Origin of the sequence: Streptomyces sp. NPDC001530 (assembly GCF_042894545.1) — a bacterium.
Taxonomy (GTDB): domain Bacteria; phylum Actinomycetota; class Actinomycetes; order Streptomycetales; family Streptomycetaceae; genus Streptomyces.
Genome location: NZ_JBIAVS010000007.1, coordinates 270,509 through 284,553, shown reverse-complemented (window position 1 = coordinate 284,553; position 14,045 = coordinate 270,509). Strand labels below are relative to the sequence as shown.

Below are 14,045 nucleotides of genomic sequence, written 5' to 3'. Positions count from 1 at the left end.
CTACAGGCCAATTAGTACGATCAATGGTGACCGTAGTCCACAGAGCATGACAACCGGGTGGAAGTCCTGTTTCCGGGCGAGACATCCTGTGACTACGGGCGGTCCCGGTTCTGTGCTGCGGCCGATCTGCGCCTCTCCTCGCTTCGCCACGCGACGGGCCACAGTCGCGGGGTCTTCGTGTTCCCAGAAACGCAGCACGATCCAACCCGCGTCGTCGAGGTGCCTTGTGGTCTCCTGATCACGGACCATGTTCTTGTTGAGCTTGACCCGTCACCACTCCGCATTCGCCTTGGGCCGAGTCGCGTGTTCGGGGCAGCCGTGCCAGAAGCAGCCGTCCATGAATACGGCGATCTTGGCCTTCCCGAAGACGATTTCGATGGTGCGGCGCGGCATGCCGGGCGCCGGCACGTTTACGCGGTAGCGCAGTCCGGCGGCGTCCAGGAGGCGGCGGACCGCCGCCTCGGGAGCCGTGTCGCGTGAACTTTGTCGACTCATGCGGGCCGAGACGGAAGGTGAGGACGGGACGGCGTCGGGCACGGTGGCATTGTGCCAGTGGCATCAGGGATGCCGTGCCCAGCGGCGAACTGGACACAGCGTCTTCCCGCCTGCCTGACGGCGGTTTTCGGCTGGGCGCACCGCGGCGCTGTCGCAGTGAGGGCCACGGACGGCCACGCCCTTTGAGCGGTTGCCCAACCCCAGCCGCTCCGCCACGAAGAGCTGCGCGATGGTCAGCCGACGCTGTCGTTCGGGCGTCGATCGTCAGGCGGCGTCCCCGTGGCAGTCTTCGTATGCCCGCCCCGACCCACACCAACACCCCGCCCCCCTCTGCGGCGGCCAAGCCACAGCCCGCCCCCGCGCAGCCAATGTGGTCGCGTACTGCGGCAGCAGTGTCACGTCCGCCGGGGACGATGCCTCTGAGGCGGCGAAGGCCTCGTAGGACGGGACCGTGCCTGTCACGATGCCCAGGTTCGGGGTGCCGGAGGCGGCCAGTTCCCTCAGGGAGGCTTCTATCGTGGCCAGGTGTTCCTCGTGGGACGGGTACTCCGAGGACAGGGGCGGGTAGGCGGCCAGGAGCTCGGACAGTTCGGGTGCCGGCCAGTGGAGGACCGCTACGGGGAACGGGCGGGAGAGGGCCTCCCTGTAGGTGCCGAGCTCTGCCTGTAGGCGGGAGATTTCCGCCTGGAGTTCTGCCGGGTTGTCCGAGCCCAGGGACCAGACGCGCTTCGGGTCGTGGAGTTCGTCCAGCGACACCGGAGACGAGTGGAGGGTGTCCGCCAGGGTGTCCCAGGTGTCGTGGGCTTCGCCCAGCATGCGGCGGACGCGGTGGCGGCCGAAGAGGACGGGAAGGGTGGAGTAGGGGGGCTCGGGGACGTCGGTGAGGAGGAGCGTCGCCGCCTGGGTGAAGGTTTCCTGCGCCTGCTCCAGCTCGTCGTGCGACTCCAGGGCCTCCGCCACGATCACCCAGGGCGCCGGGTCGCGGGGGGACGCCGCCCTGACTCCGTCGATGATCGCGCGTGCTTCCGCGTCGTGGCCGTACTCCCAGAGGTTCGATGCCTTGAGGGCTCGTACCAGGTGGGGGTTCTCAAGAGAATCCGGAGAATCCAAGGACGACAGCAGGCGGTCGTAGAGCGCTGTCGCGGCGGGGCGGTCGCCGGCCAGTTCAAGGTGGGCCGCGGCCTGCAGCAGCAGGGCCTCCGCGTCCTCCGGGTACAGGTCGGCAGTCCGCTCCAGGCGTGCTGCTTCCGCGGTGTGGTCGACGTTCTCGGCAGGCGTGTCGGGGCGCATGGGGGACACCGTACTGCCGAAGAACGACAAAGAAGAGAGATCTGCAGGCCAGAGCGCCAGAGGGTCAGAGGGGCGGAGCATGGGAGCGCCGGAGCGCCAGACCGGCGGAGCAGCGGAGCGCCCCAGCGCCAGAGGGGTCGGCGGCTTACACCACCACTCCATCCACCTGCAACGTCTGCACCGCCCCCGCCGCGAACGGCACCGCGACCGACTTCCCGCTCAGGTGCGTGTCCGAGTGTGACGTGTAGCGGTCGCCGGACCCGGACGTGAGCGTGTTCCAGCGGGGGACCAGGCCGCCCGTGCCGCCCGTCACCGTGGTGAAGCGGGAGAGGTCGAAGGTCAGGGTCTGGGACGAGGACGCCTTGTTCACGGCCACGATCACCAGACGTTTGGCCGTCGCGTCGTAGGCCGCCGCCGCGTAGTCCACGCCCGTGTTGATGATCGTCATTCCGGGGCGGATGTGGCGGGTGAACTGGGCCATCACGTAGTACTTCGTCTGGACGGCGCCGGCGGTCAGGGTGCTCGCGTCGTACGCGATCGTCGCCCAGCCCGATGACGGGTCCATGACCTGCCAGTAGACCCAGGCGGTCGGGTGCAGCCAGCGGAAGTCCAGGAGCAGGTTGCTCGCCATGGTGAGGCCGGTGCCGTCGCTGTCGCCGTACTCGGAGTTCCACAGGCCCTTGCCGGCCGTCGTCACCACGTCTGTGTAGAGGAGGTCCCGGCGGCCGCCCGAACCCTGGTAGCCGTGTACGTTGACGCGGTTCACCAGCGACCTCGTCGATGTCCCGAACGAACTCCACGTCGTACGGGCCAGGTCGTAGCTCGTCTCGTCCGAGGCCGAGATCTTCGTGCTCGTCAGGCCGCGCTTGTCCAACTCGCTGCGCAGATACGGGAGTACGGCCGCCTGGACGGTGGAGTCGATGTGGCAGCCCTCCTGGGTGCCGGTGGCGGTCCACCAGTTGGAGGACGGTTCGTTGAACGCCTCGACAGTGGAGAAGTTCACGCCCCAGTTGTTCTTGGCGTAGAGGGCCACCGCCGCAAGGTGGGAGGCGTGCTGGCGGTAGTTCCAGGACTGGAGGTTGTTGCCGCCGCCGGACGCGCCCGACGGGTTGTGGTTCAGGCACATCCACCACATGGGGGAGTTGGCGAACAGCTCGCTCGTCGCACCCCGTGACGTCGCCTTCAGCAGCATGGCGCGTTGGGTGGCGTCGGCCGTCCACTTCCATGCGGAGGATGTCGGGTCCTCGTTGTTCCAGTCCTGCCAGTAGCCCTCGATCTGCTTGAAGGCGGGGATGTTGGCGGAGGCGACCATCGACTCGCCGTTCACGCTGTTCCAGCTGCACGCGCCGAGGTTGTAGCGGGCGATGTTCAGGCCCAGGCCGGGGAGCGAAGTGCCGTTGTACGTCGTCGACTTGGTGGTGAAGAAGATGTCGGCGAAGTCGTCCCGGGCGCCGAACACGTTGGCCCACCACGCCAGCGAGGTGCCCCAGCCCTCCCATTTCCCGTACGTCGTGGCGGGGTTGACGGCGATCGTCGCGTCCGCGCGTGCGGTGCCCGTCGCCAAGGCGCTGCCGAGGACCGTACCGCCCGCGGCGGCCAGCAGTGTTCTGCGTCGGATCATGGCTTCTCCGTCCCGCTCAACGGCCGGTCGTCCCACCGGCGTTGGCCCGTCGACTCAACCGCCAGTCGTCCCACTGACACTGGCCTGTCGCGCTGATGCCACCTGATGCCATCTGACGCCACCTGATGCACCCGATGTCATCTGATGGCATCAGGAAGCATCGGGTGTGGCGTGTGGGGTTGTCGAGGGTTGTGACAGCCCTTTCTAAAACCGGTGTATGAAGTCAGCCACCTCCGCCCTCTCGGGGTGGCGGGACGTACGGGGCTGGTGACTTGAGGGGGCAGCGCTTATCGTGCGGGCCCGGCGAAGGAGGCGTACGGATGCGGGCTCCCGGGATCGTGCACCACGGCACTCGGCGGCGGCGGGCCGCGTACCGGCGTGCGGTGTGGGGCGGGGCCGAGATGCTCGTCACCGTCGGGGCGGTGCTCCTGCTGCTCGTCGCGCACCAGCTGTGGTGGACCAACCGGCAGGCCCAGCACAACGCCGCGCGCACGGTACGGGCGCTGGAGAGGGAGTGGGAGCTGCCAGGGGGCGTCGCCGCGCCGAGTGCCGAACCGGGCGGGGGTGACGGCAGTGATGACACCGGCGGCACCGGCGGCGCGAAGGAACCCTCCTCGCGTGAACGTGAACGGCAGGCCGTCGTCAACAGCACCCGGCAGCGGACCAGTTGGTCCCAGGCCTACGCCATCCTCGCCATCCCCCGCCTCTCCCTCCGCGTCCCCGTCGCCGAAGGCGTCAGCAAGCGGGACGTCCTCAACAAGGGGTATGTCGGCCACTACAAGGGCACCCAACAGCCGGGCCAGGCGGGGAACTTCGCGCTCGCCGGGCACCGGAACACCCACGGCGAACCCTTCCGGTACATCAACCGGCTGAAGCGCGGCGACACGATCACGGTCGAGACCAAGGCCGCCCTCTACACGTACGTCGTCGGCAAGGCCCTTCCGCAGACCTCGGCGCGGGACAGCGGCGTCCTCCGCAGCGTGCCGCGCAGCACCGTCCGGCCGTCGTACGGGTACAGCGAGCCCGGGTACTACATCACCCTCACCACCTGCACCCCCGAGTACACGTCCAAGTACCGGCTGGCGGTGTGGGGGAAGCTGCGGTCCATGCGGCCTCGGTAGACCCACCGGGAAGCGCGGGGCATCAGAAGCCCCCTAGAGGCTGGGTCTCCGTGGTGTCACCGCCGGGCCCCTGCCCTGCGCGTGCAGCAGCGCCGCGAGTTCGTACTGCGCCACCACGTCGCCCGCTTCGGCGCGCTGGCGGTAGAGCGCTTCCGCCTCGGCGTAGCGGCCCAGGGTCCTCAGGCACCAGCCGAGGTCCCGCCAGCAGAAGCGGTCGCCGAGCTCGATCGCGAGGCGGTACCACTCCACGGCGGTCGCCGGGTCGCCGTCCCGGCGCTTCCAGTAGCCCAGTTGGCCGGCGGCCCGGGCGCTGCCCGCCCGTGCCATTCCGGCCACCAGGGCCTCGGCCTCGGCCACCCGTCCCGATGCCCAGCGGCGCATCTCCTGGGCCATCGTGACCAGCCAGTCGGGGTCCTGGCGTACCTCGGCCTCGCGGCGCAGCCAGTGTTCTGCCTCGGCCTCGTAGCTTGCATTCTTGTACGCGAGTTCGCTTGCGGTCCAGGCCAGTTGGCGGACCGCCTGGGGGTGGCCGGCCTCGGCCAGCGGTACGAGTAGGCGTTTCGCTTCCTCGCGGCGGCCTTGCTGCAACAGGTTGCTGCCGAGCTCGTACTGGGCGGAGGTGTCCATGATCAGTAGCCTATGGCTGGGGCGGGCTCTCGGTGACGCCTGTGGGTGGGGAGTGGTTTTTCGCCCCCTCCGCCCCTACCCGTCCCGTCCCGTCCCGTCCCTGGGGGCTCCGCCCCCAGACCCCCGTATCGCGCTTCGCGCTCGTCCTCAAACGCCGGACGGGCTGAATCTTTCCCCCGCCGGGGCTGAAAGATCAGCCCCGGCCGACAAAGCCTCAGTGTCGCTCAGCGAAGTACTCAAGCGTCGCTCAGCGAAGTCCTGAGTGGCGCTCAGCGACGTGCTCAGTGCCGCTCAGCGGACGTGCTCAGTGCGCTCGCGCAGTCCCAGCACGATGGCCGCCGCCACGACCGCCAGTCCCGCTGAGACGCCGATCGCGATGTCCGCGCCGTGCGCAACCCCACCCGTGGAGGTCACCAGCGCGATCGTCAGGGCGACTCCGGCGCAGGAACCGATGTAGCGGAGCGTTTGCTGGGCGCCGGAGCCCATCGCGGCGCGGGTCGCGGGGACGGACTCCACCGCGAGGAGCGGCAGGGCGGCGTTGAGGAGGCCGCTGCCCACGCCGGAGATGACGAAGCCGGGGAGCAGGCGGGTCCAGGAACCGGCGTCGACCGCGCCCAGCATCGTCAGGACGCCGACCGCGTGCAGGGCGAAGCCGAGGGCGAGCTGGTGGCGGGGTGAGACCCGGCCCGCGAGGCGCCGTGCCTGCAGGGCGACCACGAAGGACAGGCCGGACCAGAGCAGGAACAGCCATGCCGTGTCGATTGCGGACAGTCCGAGCGTCCGCTGGAACAGCGCGGGGAGGAAGCTGAACAGTCCGATCACCGCGAGGCCCGTGAAGAGTCCGCTCACGGAGGATGCGAGGAAGCGGCGGTGCCGGAGCAGGGCGAGGTCGATCATGGGGGTGCGGGCGCGGAGCTCGACGACGACGAACATGGCCATCAGCGCGAGGAACGCCACCAGCAGCAGGCCCACCGGCGCGCGCAGCCAGCCGTCCCGGCCAAAGGTCAGCGCGGCCACCAGAGCCACCAGCGCGAGGCCGAACGTCAAGGCTCCCGCCAGGTCGGGTCGGCCGCCCCGCGGCGCGCGGGACTCGGTGAGCGCCCGGGTGCCCAGCAGGGCGACGATCAACGCGGCGGCGCCCAGCACGGCGTACGCCACCCGCCAGTTCCATTCGGCTATCGCGCCCGCGAGCAGCGGGCCCACCGCGATGCCGCCGCTGACGAAGGCGCCCCAGACGCCGGTCGCGTGCAGCCGTCCGCGTGCGGTCGGGAAGGCGTGGACGATCAGCCCCAGGCTGCTGGCGAGGATCGCCGCGCTCGCCGCGCCCTGGGCGACGCGGGTCAGCGTGAACAGCCACGTCGAGTTCGCGAGCGCGCCCAGCGCCGTGGTGATGCCGAGCGCGACCGTGCCGGCCAGGAAGATCCGGCGGCGGCCGTAGTCGTCCGCGAGGCTGCCGGCGACCAGGAGCAGCGCGGCCAGGCCCAGCGGGGTGCCGTTGAGCAGCCAGGCCTGGGCGGAGACCGAGGTGTGCAGCGCGGCGGCGGTGTCGGGGAGCGTCACCACCGGCGCGGTGTACGTCATCAGGGCCACGGCGGTGGCGGCGCTGGTGAGGGCGAGGGTGGGGGCCGCGCGAGGGGCTGGGGCTTCGAGAGCGGGTGGCGCCGTGGACGCTGTGGATGCCTTAGATGCCGTGGACGTCGTAGATGCCGCGGACGCCGTGGACGTCGTGGATCTCGTGACGGCGGTGCGGTCGAGCTGTGCCATGGCCTGCCCTTCGGGCTTGAGCTTTCAGAGGGTGGGTGGGTTCATTCATTGAACCTTGGGTGTGAGTCGACCGTAACACCCTAGGTTCGTTCACTGAACCAAGAAGTCGGAAAGTCGTTACAGTGGGGGACATGGCTCTCGGCAAGGACTACGCGACGCAGGAGTGCTCGATCGCCCGCGCGCTCGAGATCGTCGGCGAGCGCTGGACGCTCCTCGTCATACGCGACGCGCTCTACGGCGTACGGCGCTACAACGACTTCCTCGTCCACCTCGGCATCCCGCGCGCCGTCCTCGCGGCCCGCCTACAGACGCTGACGGCCGAGGGCATCCTCGAAAAGCGCCGCTACCAGGAGTCGCCGCCGCGCGACGAGTACGTCGTCACCGACCGCGGCATCGCGCTCTGGCCCACCCTGCGCTCGCTCGGCCGGTGGGGCCGCGAGCACTTCGGCGAGACCCAGCTGCGCGTCTTCCGGCACGCGGCCTGCGGCACGGAGCTCGGCCCGTACGGCGAATGTCCCGCCTGCGGAACCGTCGTACCCGTCCCGGACGTCGAAATGGTGCCGGGACCCGGACTCGATCCGGACCCGGCGGATCCGGTCAGCCGGGCGCTGCTCAAGCCGAAGCGGCTGCTCGAGCCGATCGAGACGGATGCCGTGAAGCCGCTGGATGCCGCAAGGCCGTTGGATGCCCCAAGGCCGCTGGATCGCGTGCAGGCCGTCGAGGCGGATCCTGTATAACGGCAGAACCGGTTGACATAACGGCAGAACCGGTTGAGATAACGGCAGAACCGGTTGAGCCAGGAGACCAGGAGAGAGGAGGGGAGCGACCGATGATCCGTGCCCGGGCGACCATGCGCCCCGCGGCCGTGCTGCTGCTCCTTCTCCTCGAGGTCGCCGTGCTCGACACCGGCAGCCTCTCCGCCGCCGTGGCCGTCGCGTTCACCGCGACCGCAGCGGCCGGTTCCGCGCTCGCCGTCTGCGCCCTCATCGGCTCGCGCTGCGCGCCCGCCGTCCCGCGTACGCGCGTACGGACGGCGATCCGCGACCGCGAGCACCGTACGGCCTTCCTGCCCCAACGCGATCCCGACGCGGCGGGGCGCAGGCGTCCCCGAGCGCCGGGGCGTGCCCTCCTGACGGCCGCCGCGTAGGGACCTCGACCTCTTCGGGTCACATCTGAGTACACCCCGCGCGGGTCGTCATGCCGAGTTCGAACTCCGTATCCCCGGCACGACGAGACCCCCGGAGGGCTCACCCATGTCCACGTTCATGTCCGTTTTCGCGCGCCTGGTCGAGCATCTCGCCGACCTGCTCCAGCCCCTGTTCCACGCCTCGGCGGCGGCTGCCGCGATCGTCCTGTTCACCGCGCTCGTACGGCTTCTCGTGCACCCCCTGTCCCGGGCGGCGGCGCGCGGACAGCGGGAGCGCGCCAAGCTCCAGCCGCGCATCGCGGAGCTGCGCAAGAAGCACGCGAAGGATCCCGAGAAGCTGCAGAAGGCGGTGCTGGCGCTGCACGCGGAGGAGAAGGTGTCGCCGCTGTCGGGCTGTCTGCCGAGCCTGTTCCAGCTGCCCGCGTTCTTCCTCCTCTACCACCTGTTCTCCAGCTCGACGATCGGCGGCGAGGCCAACGCCCTGCTCGACCACAGGCTGTTCGCCGCGCCGCTCGGCGACCGGTGGGCGGACGCGCTGGGTGGCGGGGGAGTGTTCGGGGCGTCGGGGCTCGTCTACCTCGGGCTGTTCGCCGTCGTCGCCGTGGTCGCGACCTTCAATTACCTGCGGACGAAGCGGATGATGGCCGCCTCGGCTCCGGTGGCCGGCGGCGAACAGGTGCCCGGGCTCGCCTCGGTCAACAAGATCATGCCGTTCATGTCCTTCTTCACGCTCTTCACCGTGGCGGTGGTGCCGCTGGCCGCCGCGCTGTACGTGGTGACCAGTACGACCTGGAGCGCGGTGGAGCGGGCGGTGCTGTACCGGGACATGCCGGGGGCGGCACCCGCGACGGCGGCTCTCGTCTAGGACGCGTGGCCTTCCGGGGCTGCAACCTCCAGCACTCTGGTGACGGTCCAGTCCGTGAACGGGGTATTGCGGACTGGACGCCGAGCTTGGAGGATCGACCAGTCCTCCGATGGCTGCACCCATCGGTCGACCGCCCGCGATCGAGGGAGATTGTGATCATGAAGCTGCTGCGAGTCGGTACGGCGGGATCGGAGCGGCCCGCGCTGCTCGACGCCAACGGGACCCTCCGGGATCTGTCGGACATCGTCCCGGACATCGACGGGGCGCTGCTCGCCGACGACGCGGCGCTCGGCCGGATCCGTTCCGTCGCCGAGTCCGGTGAGCTGCCCGCGCTGGACGCGACCGGACTGCGCGTCGGGCCGCCGCTCGCCCGCATCGGCAAGGTCGTGTGCATCGGGCTGAACTACCACGACCACGCCCGCGAGACCGGCGCCGAGCCGCCCGCCGAGCCGGTCATCTTCTTCAAGGCGGCGGACACGGTGGTCGGCCCGAACGACACGGTGCTCGTGCCGCGGAGTTCCACCAAGACCGACTGGGAGGTCGAGCTGGCGGTCGTCATCGGCCGCACGGCCCGCTATCTGGAGTCGCACGAGGAGGCGCTCGCGCACGTCGCCGGGTACGCGGTGGCGCACGACGTCTCCGAGCGAGAGTTCCAGATCGAGCGCGGTGGCACTTGGGACAAGGGCAAGAACTGCGAGACGTTCAATCCGCTGGGGCCGTGGCTGGTGACGGCCGACGAGGTGCCGGATCCGCAGAACCTGTCGCTGAAGCTGTGGGTGAACGGCGAGCTCAAGCAGGACGGGACGACCGCCGAGCAGATCTTCCCGGTGGCGGAAGTGGTGCGGTATGTCAGCCAGTTCATGACCTTGTACCCGGGCGATGTCATCAACACCGGTACGCCGGCGGGGGTTGCTCTCGGGCAGCCCGAGCCGAAGCCGTTCCTGCGGGCGGGAGACGTGGTGGAGCTGGAGATCGAGGGACTCGGGCGGCAGCGGCAGGAGTTGAAGGACGCCTGAGTCGTACGAGGTTGGGGGCGCCCTCCGGTGAGAGGGCGCCCCCAACCTCGTACCCACGTTCAGGCCTTGAAGAGCTCCAGCGCTTCCACCACCAACGCGTGGTCCTCCAGTTGGGGCAGGCCCGAGACCACCACCGTGCCGATGACGCCCGCGCCCTCGACCGTGATCGGGAACGCGCCGCCGTGGGCCGCGTACGCGTTCGGGTCGAGGCGGGAGGAGTCCTCGAAGGTCGTGCCCTTGGCGCGGAAGCGGGTGCCGACCAGGAGCGAGGAGCAGCCGTAGCGCTCGACGACGCGGCGCTTGCGGTCGATCCAGGCGTCGTTGTCCGGGGTCGAGCCGGTCAGCGCCGCGTGGAAGAGCTGCTGGCCGGCGCGGCGGATGTCGATGGCGACGGGGGCGTGCCGGTCCCGGGCCAGTTCGACGAGGAGTGTGCCGAGGGCCCACGCGTCGTCGTGTGTGAAGTGGGGGAGCGTCAACCGGCGCTCCTGCTCTTCGAGTTCGGGGATGGTGGGCGCGTCGGTCACAGCGTCACCGTCACACCGTCGCGGGCCGAGCGGCGGGCCGCCTCCAGGACGTCGAGGGCGGCTGCGGCCTCGTGCGCGGTGACCGGGTTGGGGGCGCCGTCGCGGAGGGCGGCGGCGATGGCCGCGTAGTACGCGGGATACGCGCCCGGGAGCGTGGGCTCGGGGCGGCCGCCGCCGGTCAGCGGGGACTCCCCGGAGCCGACGCGGCCCCACAGGGACTCGGGCTCGACACCCCACTCAGCCGCCGTGCCGGGCCGCTTGCCCTCGCGCAGGTCCGCCTCCTGCGGGTCGAGGCCGTACTTCACGTAACCCGCCTGCGAGCCCAGGACGCGGAAGCGCGGCCCGAGTTGGGCGGTCGTGGCGGAGACGTAGAGGTGGGAGCGGACGCCGTTCGCGTGCGTGATCGCGATGAACGTGTCGTCGTCGGTCCGCGCGCCCGGGCGGCGGATGTCCGACTCCGCGTACACCGAGGTCGCGGAGCCGAAGAGGACCAGCGCCTGGTCGACGACGTGGCTGCCGAGGTCGTAGAGGAGACCTCCGATCTCTGCCGGGTCGCCGGACTCGCGCCAGCCGCCCTTGGGTTGCGGGCGCCAGCGCTCGAAGCGGGACTCGAAGCGCCAGATGTCACCCAACTCGCCCTCGGCGAGCAGCTTGCGGACGGTCAGGAAGTCGTTGTCCCAGCGGCGGTTCTGGAACACGGAGAGGAGGAGGCCGCGTTCGTCGGCGAGGGCGGCCAGCTCGCGGGCCTCCGCCGCCGTACCGGCGATCGGCTTGTCGACCACGACCGGGAGGCCCGCCTTGAGGGCGGCCGTCGCGATCGGGACGTGGGTCTTGTTCGGGGACGCGATGACGATCAGGTCCAGCTCGTCGGCGCGCGCCCACAGCTCGTCGGGCGTGGCGGCGCACCGGAGACTGTCGCCGAACTCGGCGCGGGCCTGCTCCTGCCGCTCCGGGTTGGACGTCACGACCGTGTCGAGGGTCAGCCCCTCGGTCGCGGCGATCAGCGGGGCGTGGAAGACGGAGCCCGCGAGGCCGTAGCCGACGAGGCCCACACGGAGGGGAGTACCAGTCATGCCTGTCATGGGCTCCACTTTCGCAACGCTGTTGCCAAAGTGCAAGCGCGGGGGACAATGGTGGACGTGAACAGGAGCGATCGGGGCCGTGGGGGCGATGTGGGGTCGGGCGTGGGGGTGCCGGAGGCGCGTCGGGGACAGGCCCTCGGTCCGGGCGTGGAGGCGGGGGCGGCCTCGTCCGGGCTGCGCGGTCAGCACACCGAGGCCGGGGTGAACCTGCTCGCCCTGCGCAGCCACAACGCCGCGCTCGTGCTCGATCTGCTGCGTACGGCCGGGCCGTCCGGGATCAGCCGGCTCGAACTCGCCGAGCGGACCGGACTGACCCCGCAGGCCGTCAGCAAGATCACCGCCAGGCTGCGGGCGGACGGTCTCGCGGCGGAGGCGGGGCGCCGTGCGTCCACCGGCGGCAAGCCCCGTACGGTGCTGCGCCTCGTACCCGAGGCCGGTCACGCCGTCGGGCTGCACCTCGACCGGGACGAGCTGACGGCGGTCCTCTGCGATCTCACCGGTGCCGTGGTGGACGAGCGGAGGGCTCCACTGGATCTGGGGGCCGGGGCGGATGCGGTCGTCGAGGGGGCGGCCGGGGAGGCGGAGGCCCTGATCGCCGGGGTGTCGTCCGTGTTGGGGGTGGGGGTTGCGCTGCCCGGGCCGCTCGATCATGTGCGGGGGGTTCTGCACCGGGTGACCGGGTTTCCCGAGTGGGACGGGTTTCCGTTGCGGGATGCGCTGGTAGGGCGGTTGGGGGTGCCGGTGGTGGTGGACAAGGACACGAATGCGGCGGCGTTGGGGGTTGCGGTGGGGGGTGGCGCCCCCGGACCCGGCGGCGCTGGTGGGTCCGCCGGGGGGTCTTTCGCGTATGTGCACCTTGGTACGGGGCTGGGGGCCGGGCTGGTGATCGGTGGGGGCGTGCATCGGGGGGCCCGTACCGGGGCGGGGGAGTTCGGGCATCAGGTGATTCAGCTGGACGGGCCGGTGTGCGGGTGCGGGAACCGGGGCTGCATCGAGGTGCTGTGTCTGGATGCGGTGCGGCGGGGGGCCGTGGATGAGGCGGCGCGGGTGCTGGGGGCCGGCGCGGCGAATCTGGTGGGGCTGTTGGACATCGACCTTGTGCTGCTGGGTGGGCGTACGGTCGCGGCCCATCAGGAGGCGTTTGTGCGGGGGGTCGGGGCTGTGCTGGAGGAGCGGGCTCGGCGGGAGGGGGCGGGGGTGGGGGTTCCGGTGCGGGTTGCTCCCGGTGGGGCGCGGGGGGTTGCGGAGGGGGCGGCGCAGTTGTTGTTGGCGCCGTTGTTTGGGCGGGGGGAGGGGTGACGGGGCTGGGGGGAGTGTTTTTTCGCCCCCTCCGCCCCTACCCGTCCCGTCCCTGAGTGCTCCGCCCCCAGACCCCCGTATCGCGCTTCGCGCTCGTCCTCAAACGCCGGACGGGCTGAAAAGCCACGAAGGTTCCCGTCCGCCGGGTGAGGGACTTTTTCGGGCCGAACGGGGTGGGCGGCGGTGTGGCGGATCTGCGTCGGGGTGGGGGCGTGGCAGCGTCGCGGGTGCCATTGCCCGGTACCGCCTGACGTTTCCGATCCCGCTTCCTACCGTCCCCGATCGGCCAAAGACCCCTCATGCGACTGCGCAAGTCCCTCCCACTCGCCCTGACCGCAACCGTCACCCTCTCCCCCCTGGCCCTCACCCCCGCCCACGCACTCACCGCCGCCCCACGCCCCACCTGCGCCGCCCCCGAAACCCGGGACTTTCCCATCAAGACCCGGATTCACGGTGGTCCCGCCGCCTACGACGTCGGCGGGGACTTCCGGACCTGGTACATCGACCTCACCAACACCACGGCGCACGACTGCGGTGGCATTCACCCGATCGTCGTGCTCGTGGACGAGAAGCGGGTGTTGCGGCCGGGGCAGGCGCGCCTGGAGTTCTACGAGGGCGAGCGGTCGCATCCGGTGACGTTCGACAAGAGCGACGAGGCCGAGAACGTGGGGGCGTTCGACGACGGGTTCCCGGGGTTCACCGTGGGGCCCGGGCGGACCCTCACCGTGAAGGTGCGCCTCTCCGTGACCTCGGACGCGACCGCACCGAACGACGTCGTCGCGAACGCGGCCGTCGTGCAGCGCCACAACGACGACGGCGACTGGGTGGGCCAGTCCAACGACTACCGGTTCCGCATTGAGGACGAGGACCAGGTCGAGGGCGAGGACGTGCGAGGCCAAGAGGACGGAGGCGCCGGCGTCGGTGCCAGTCCCAGCGCCAGTCCCAGCGCCGGTGCCGGCAGTGGGGACGGTCGTGGCGGGCTCGACCGCGAGGGCGCGCAGACCCCGTCCCCGGACGAGCTGGCGCGCACGGGACCGGGCGAACCGCACCGTCTCGGCGTGGCGGCGGGCCTCGTGCTGTTCGCGATGGGCGCCGCCCTGCTCGCCGCATCCCGCCGGGTGCGATTCCGTCGTCGCTGAACGTCGCTGATCGTTGCTGAGCGCGTCCGCGTCGGCAATCGGCGGGGCTATCCGC

The 14,045-nt window shown here is 70.8% G+C and carries 13 protein-coding genes and 1 pseudogene; 7 read left to right on the top strand and 7 right to left on the bottom strand.

The window, feature by feature from the left end; translation table 11 throughout:
• From ACFY0T_RS16380 to ACFY0T_RS16370, 3 genes and pseudogenes are all read right to left on the bottom strand, one after another.
• Nucleotides 1-495, bottom strand: a pseudogene (locus ACFY0T_RS16380) (very short patch repair endonuclease).
• Nucleotides 496-759: 264 nt separating this feature from the next.
• Complete coding sequence (locus ACFY0T_RS16375) at nucleotides 760-1,785, bottom strand: SEC-C domain-containing protein (protein WP_388870043.1); 1,026 nt, start codon at nucleotides 1,783-1,785, stop codon at nucleotides 760-762.
• Nucleotides 1,786-1,930: 145 nt separating this feature from the next.
• On the bottom strand, nucleotides 1,931-3,406 hold the full coding sequence (locus ACFY0T_RS16370) for a beta-1,6-galactanase (RefSeq protein ID WP_388870040.1): 1,476 nt from the start codon (nucleotides 3,404-3,406) through the stop codon (nucleotides 1,931-1,933).
• Between the two features lie 320 nt (nucleotides 3,407-3,726).
• Here ACFY0T_RS16370 and ACFY0T_RS16365 point away from each other — a divergent pair, with 320 nt between their 5' ends.
• Nucleotides 3,727-4,527, top strand: coding sequence for a class E sortase (locus ACFY0T_RS16365; protein WP_388870037.1), 801 nt, complete (start codon nucleotides 3,727-3,729; stop codon nucleotides 4,525-4,527).
• 33 nt (nucleotides 4,528-4,560) lie between these two features.
• Here ACFY0T_RS16365 and ACFY0T_RS16360 read toward each other — a convergent pair whose 3' ends face one another.
• Together ACFY0T_RS16360 and ACFY0T_RS16355 are read right to left on the bottom strand one after the other, a co-directional pair.
• Entirely contained in the window at nucleotides 4,561-5,154 is a 594-nt protein-coding gene (locus ACFY0T_RS16360) for a hypothetical protein (RefSeq protein WP_388870034.1), read from the bottom strand.
• 291 nt (nucleotides 5,155-5,445) lie between these two features.
• On the bottom strand, nucleotides 5,446-6,918 hold the full coding sequence (locus tag ACFY0T_RS16355) for an MFS transporter (protein ID WP_388870031.1): 1,473 nt from the start codon (nucleotides 6,916-6,918) through the stop codon (nucleotides 5,446-5,448).
• Between the two features lie 131 nt (nucleotides 6,919-7,049).
• Here ACFY0T_RS16355 and ACFY0T_RS16350 point away from each other — a divergent pair, with 131 nt between their 5' ends.
• From ACFY0T_RS16350 to ACFY0T_RS16335, 4 genes are all read left to right on the top strand, one after another.
• Complete coding sequence (locus ACFY0T_RS16350) at nucleotides 7,050-7,655, top strand: winged helix-turn-helix transcriptional regulator (protein WP_388870028.1); 606 nt, start codon at nucleotides 7,050-7,052, stop codon at nucleotides 7,653-7,655.
• Between the two features lie 92 nt (nucleotides 7,656-7,747).
• On the top strand, nucleotides 7,748-8,065 hold the full coding sequence (locus tag ACFY0T_RS16345) for a DUF6412 domain-containing protein (RefSeq protein WP_388870026.1): 318 nt from the start codon (nucleotides 7,748-7,750) through the stop codon (nucleotides 8,063-8,065).
• Nucleotides 8,066-8,183: 118 nt separating this feature from the next.
• Nucleotides 8,184-8,930 carry a YidC/Oxa1 family membrane protein insertase gene (locus ACFY0T_RS16340; RefSeq protein ID WP_388870522.1) on the top strand — a complete coding sequence of 249 codons (747 nt, stop codon included), beginning with the start codon at nucleotides 8,184-8,186 and terminating at the stop codon, nucleotides 8,928-8,930.
• 158 nt (nucleotides 8,931-9,088) lie between these two features.
• Nucleotides 9,089-9,946, top strand: a complete 858-nt coding sequence (locus tag ACFY0T_RS16335; protein ID WP_388870023.1) for a fumarylacetoacetate hydrolase family protein — start codon at nucleotides 9,089-9,091, stop codon at nucleotides 9,944-9,946.
• 59 nt (nucleotides 9,947-10,005) lie between these two features.
• Here the strand turns inward: ACFY0T_RS16335 and ACFY0T_RS16330 are convergent, their stop codons facing one another.
• Both ACFY0T_RS16330 and ACFY0T_RS16325 read right to left on the bottom strand, forming a co-directional pair.
• On the bottom strand, nucleotides 10,006-10,470 hold the full coding sequence (locus ACFY0T_RS16330) for a heme-degrading domain-containing protein (protein ID WP_388870020.1): 465 nt from the start codon (nucleotides 10,468-10,470) through the stop codon (nucleotides 10,006-10,008).
• Nucleotides 10,467-11,552, bottom strand: coding sequence for a Gfo/Idh/MocA family oxidoreductase (locus ACFY0T_RS16325; protein ID WP_388870018.1), 1,086 nt, complete (start codon nucleotides 11,550-11,552; stop codon nucleotides 10,467-10,469). Before ACFY0T_RS16325 ends, ACFY0T_RS16330 begins: the two co-directional genes overlap by 4 nt.
• Before the next feature lie 48 nt (nucleotides 11,553-11,600).
• Between ACFY0T_RS16325 and ACFY0T_RS16320 the strand changes: the two genes are divergently transcribed.
• Together ACFY0T_RS16320 and ACFY0T_RS16315 are read left to right on the top strand one after the other, a co-directional pair.
• On the top strand, nucleotides 11,601-12,851 hold the full coding sequence (locus ACFY0T_RS16320) for an ROK family protein (RefSeq protein WP_388870015.1): 1,251 nt from the start codon (nucleotides 11,601-11,603) through the stop codon (nucleotides 12,849-12,851).
• A gap of 299 nt (nucleotides 12,852-13,150) precedes the next feature.
• Nucleotides 13,151-13,990 (top strand): hypothetical protein, encoded by an 840-nt coding sequence (locus tag ACFY0T_RS16315; protein WP_388870012.1) that lies wholly within the window; start codon nucleotides 13,151-13,153, stop codon nucleotides 13,988-13,990.
• Nucleotides 13,991-14,045 lie beyond the last annotated feature (55 nt).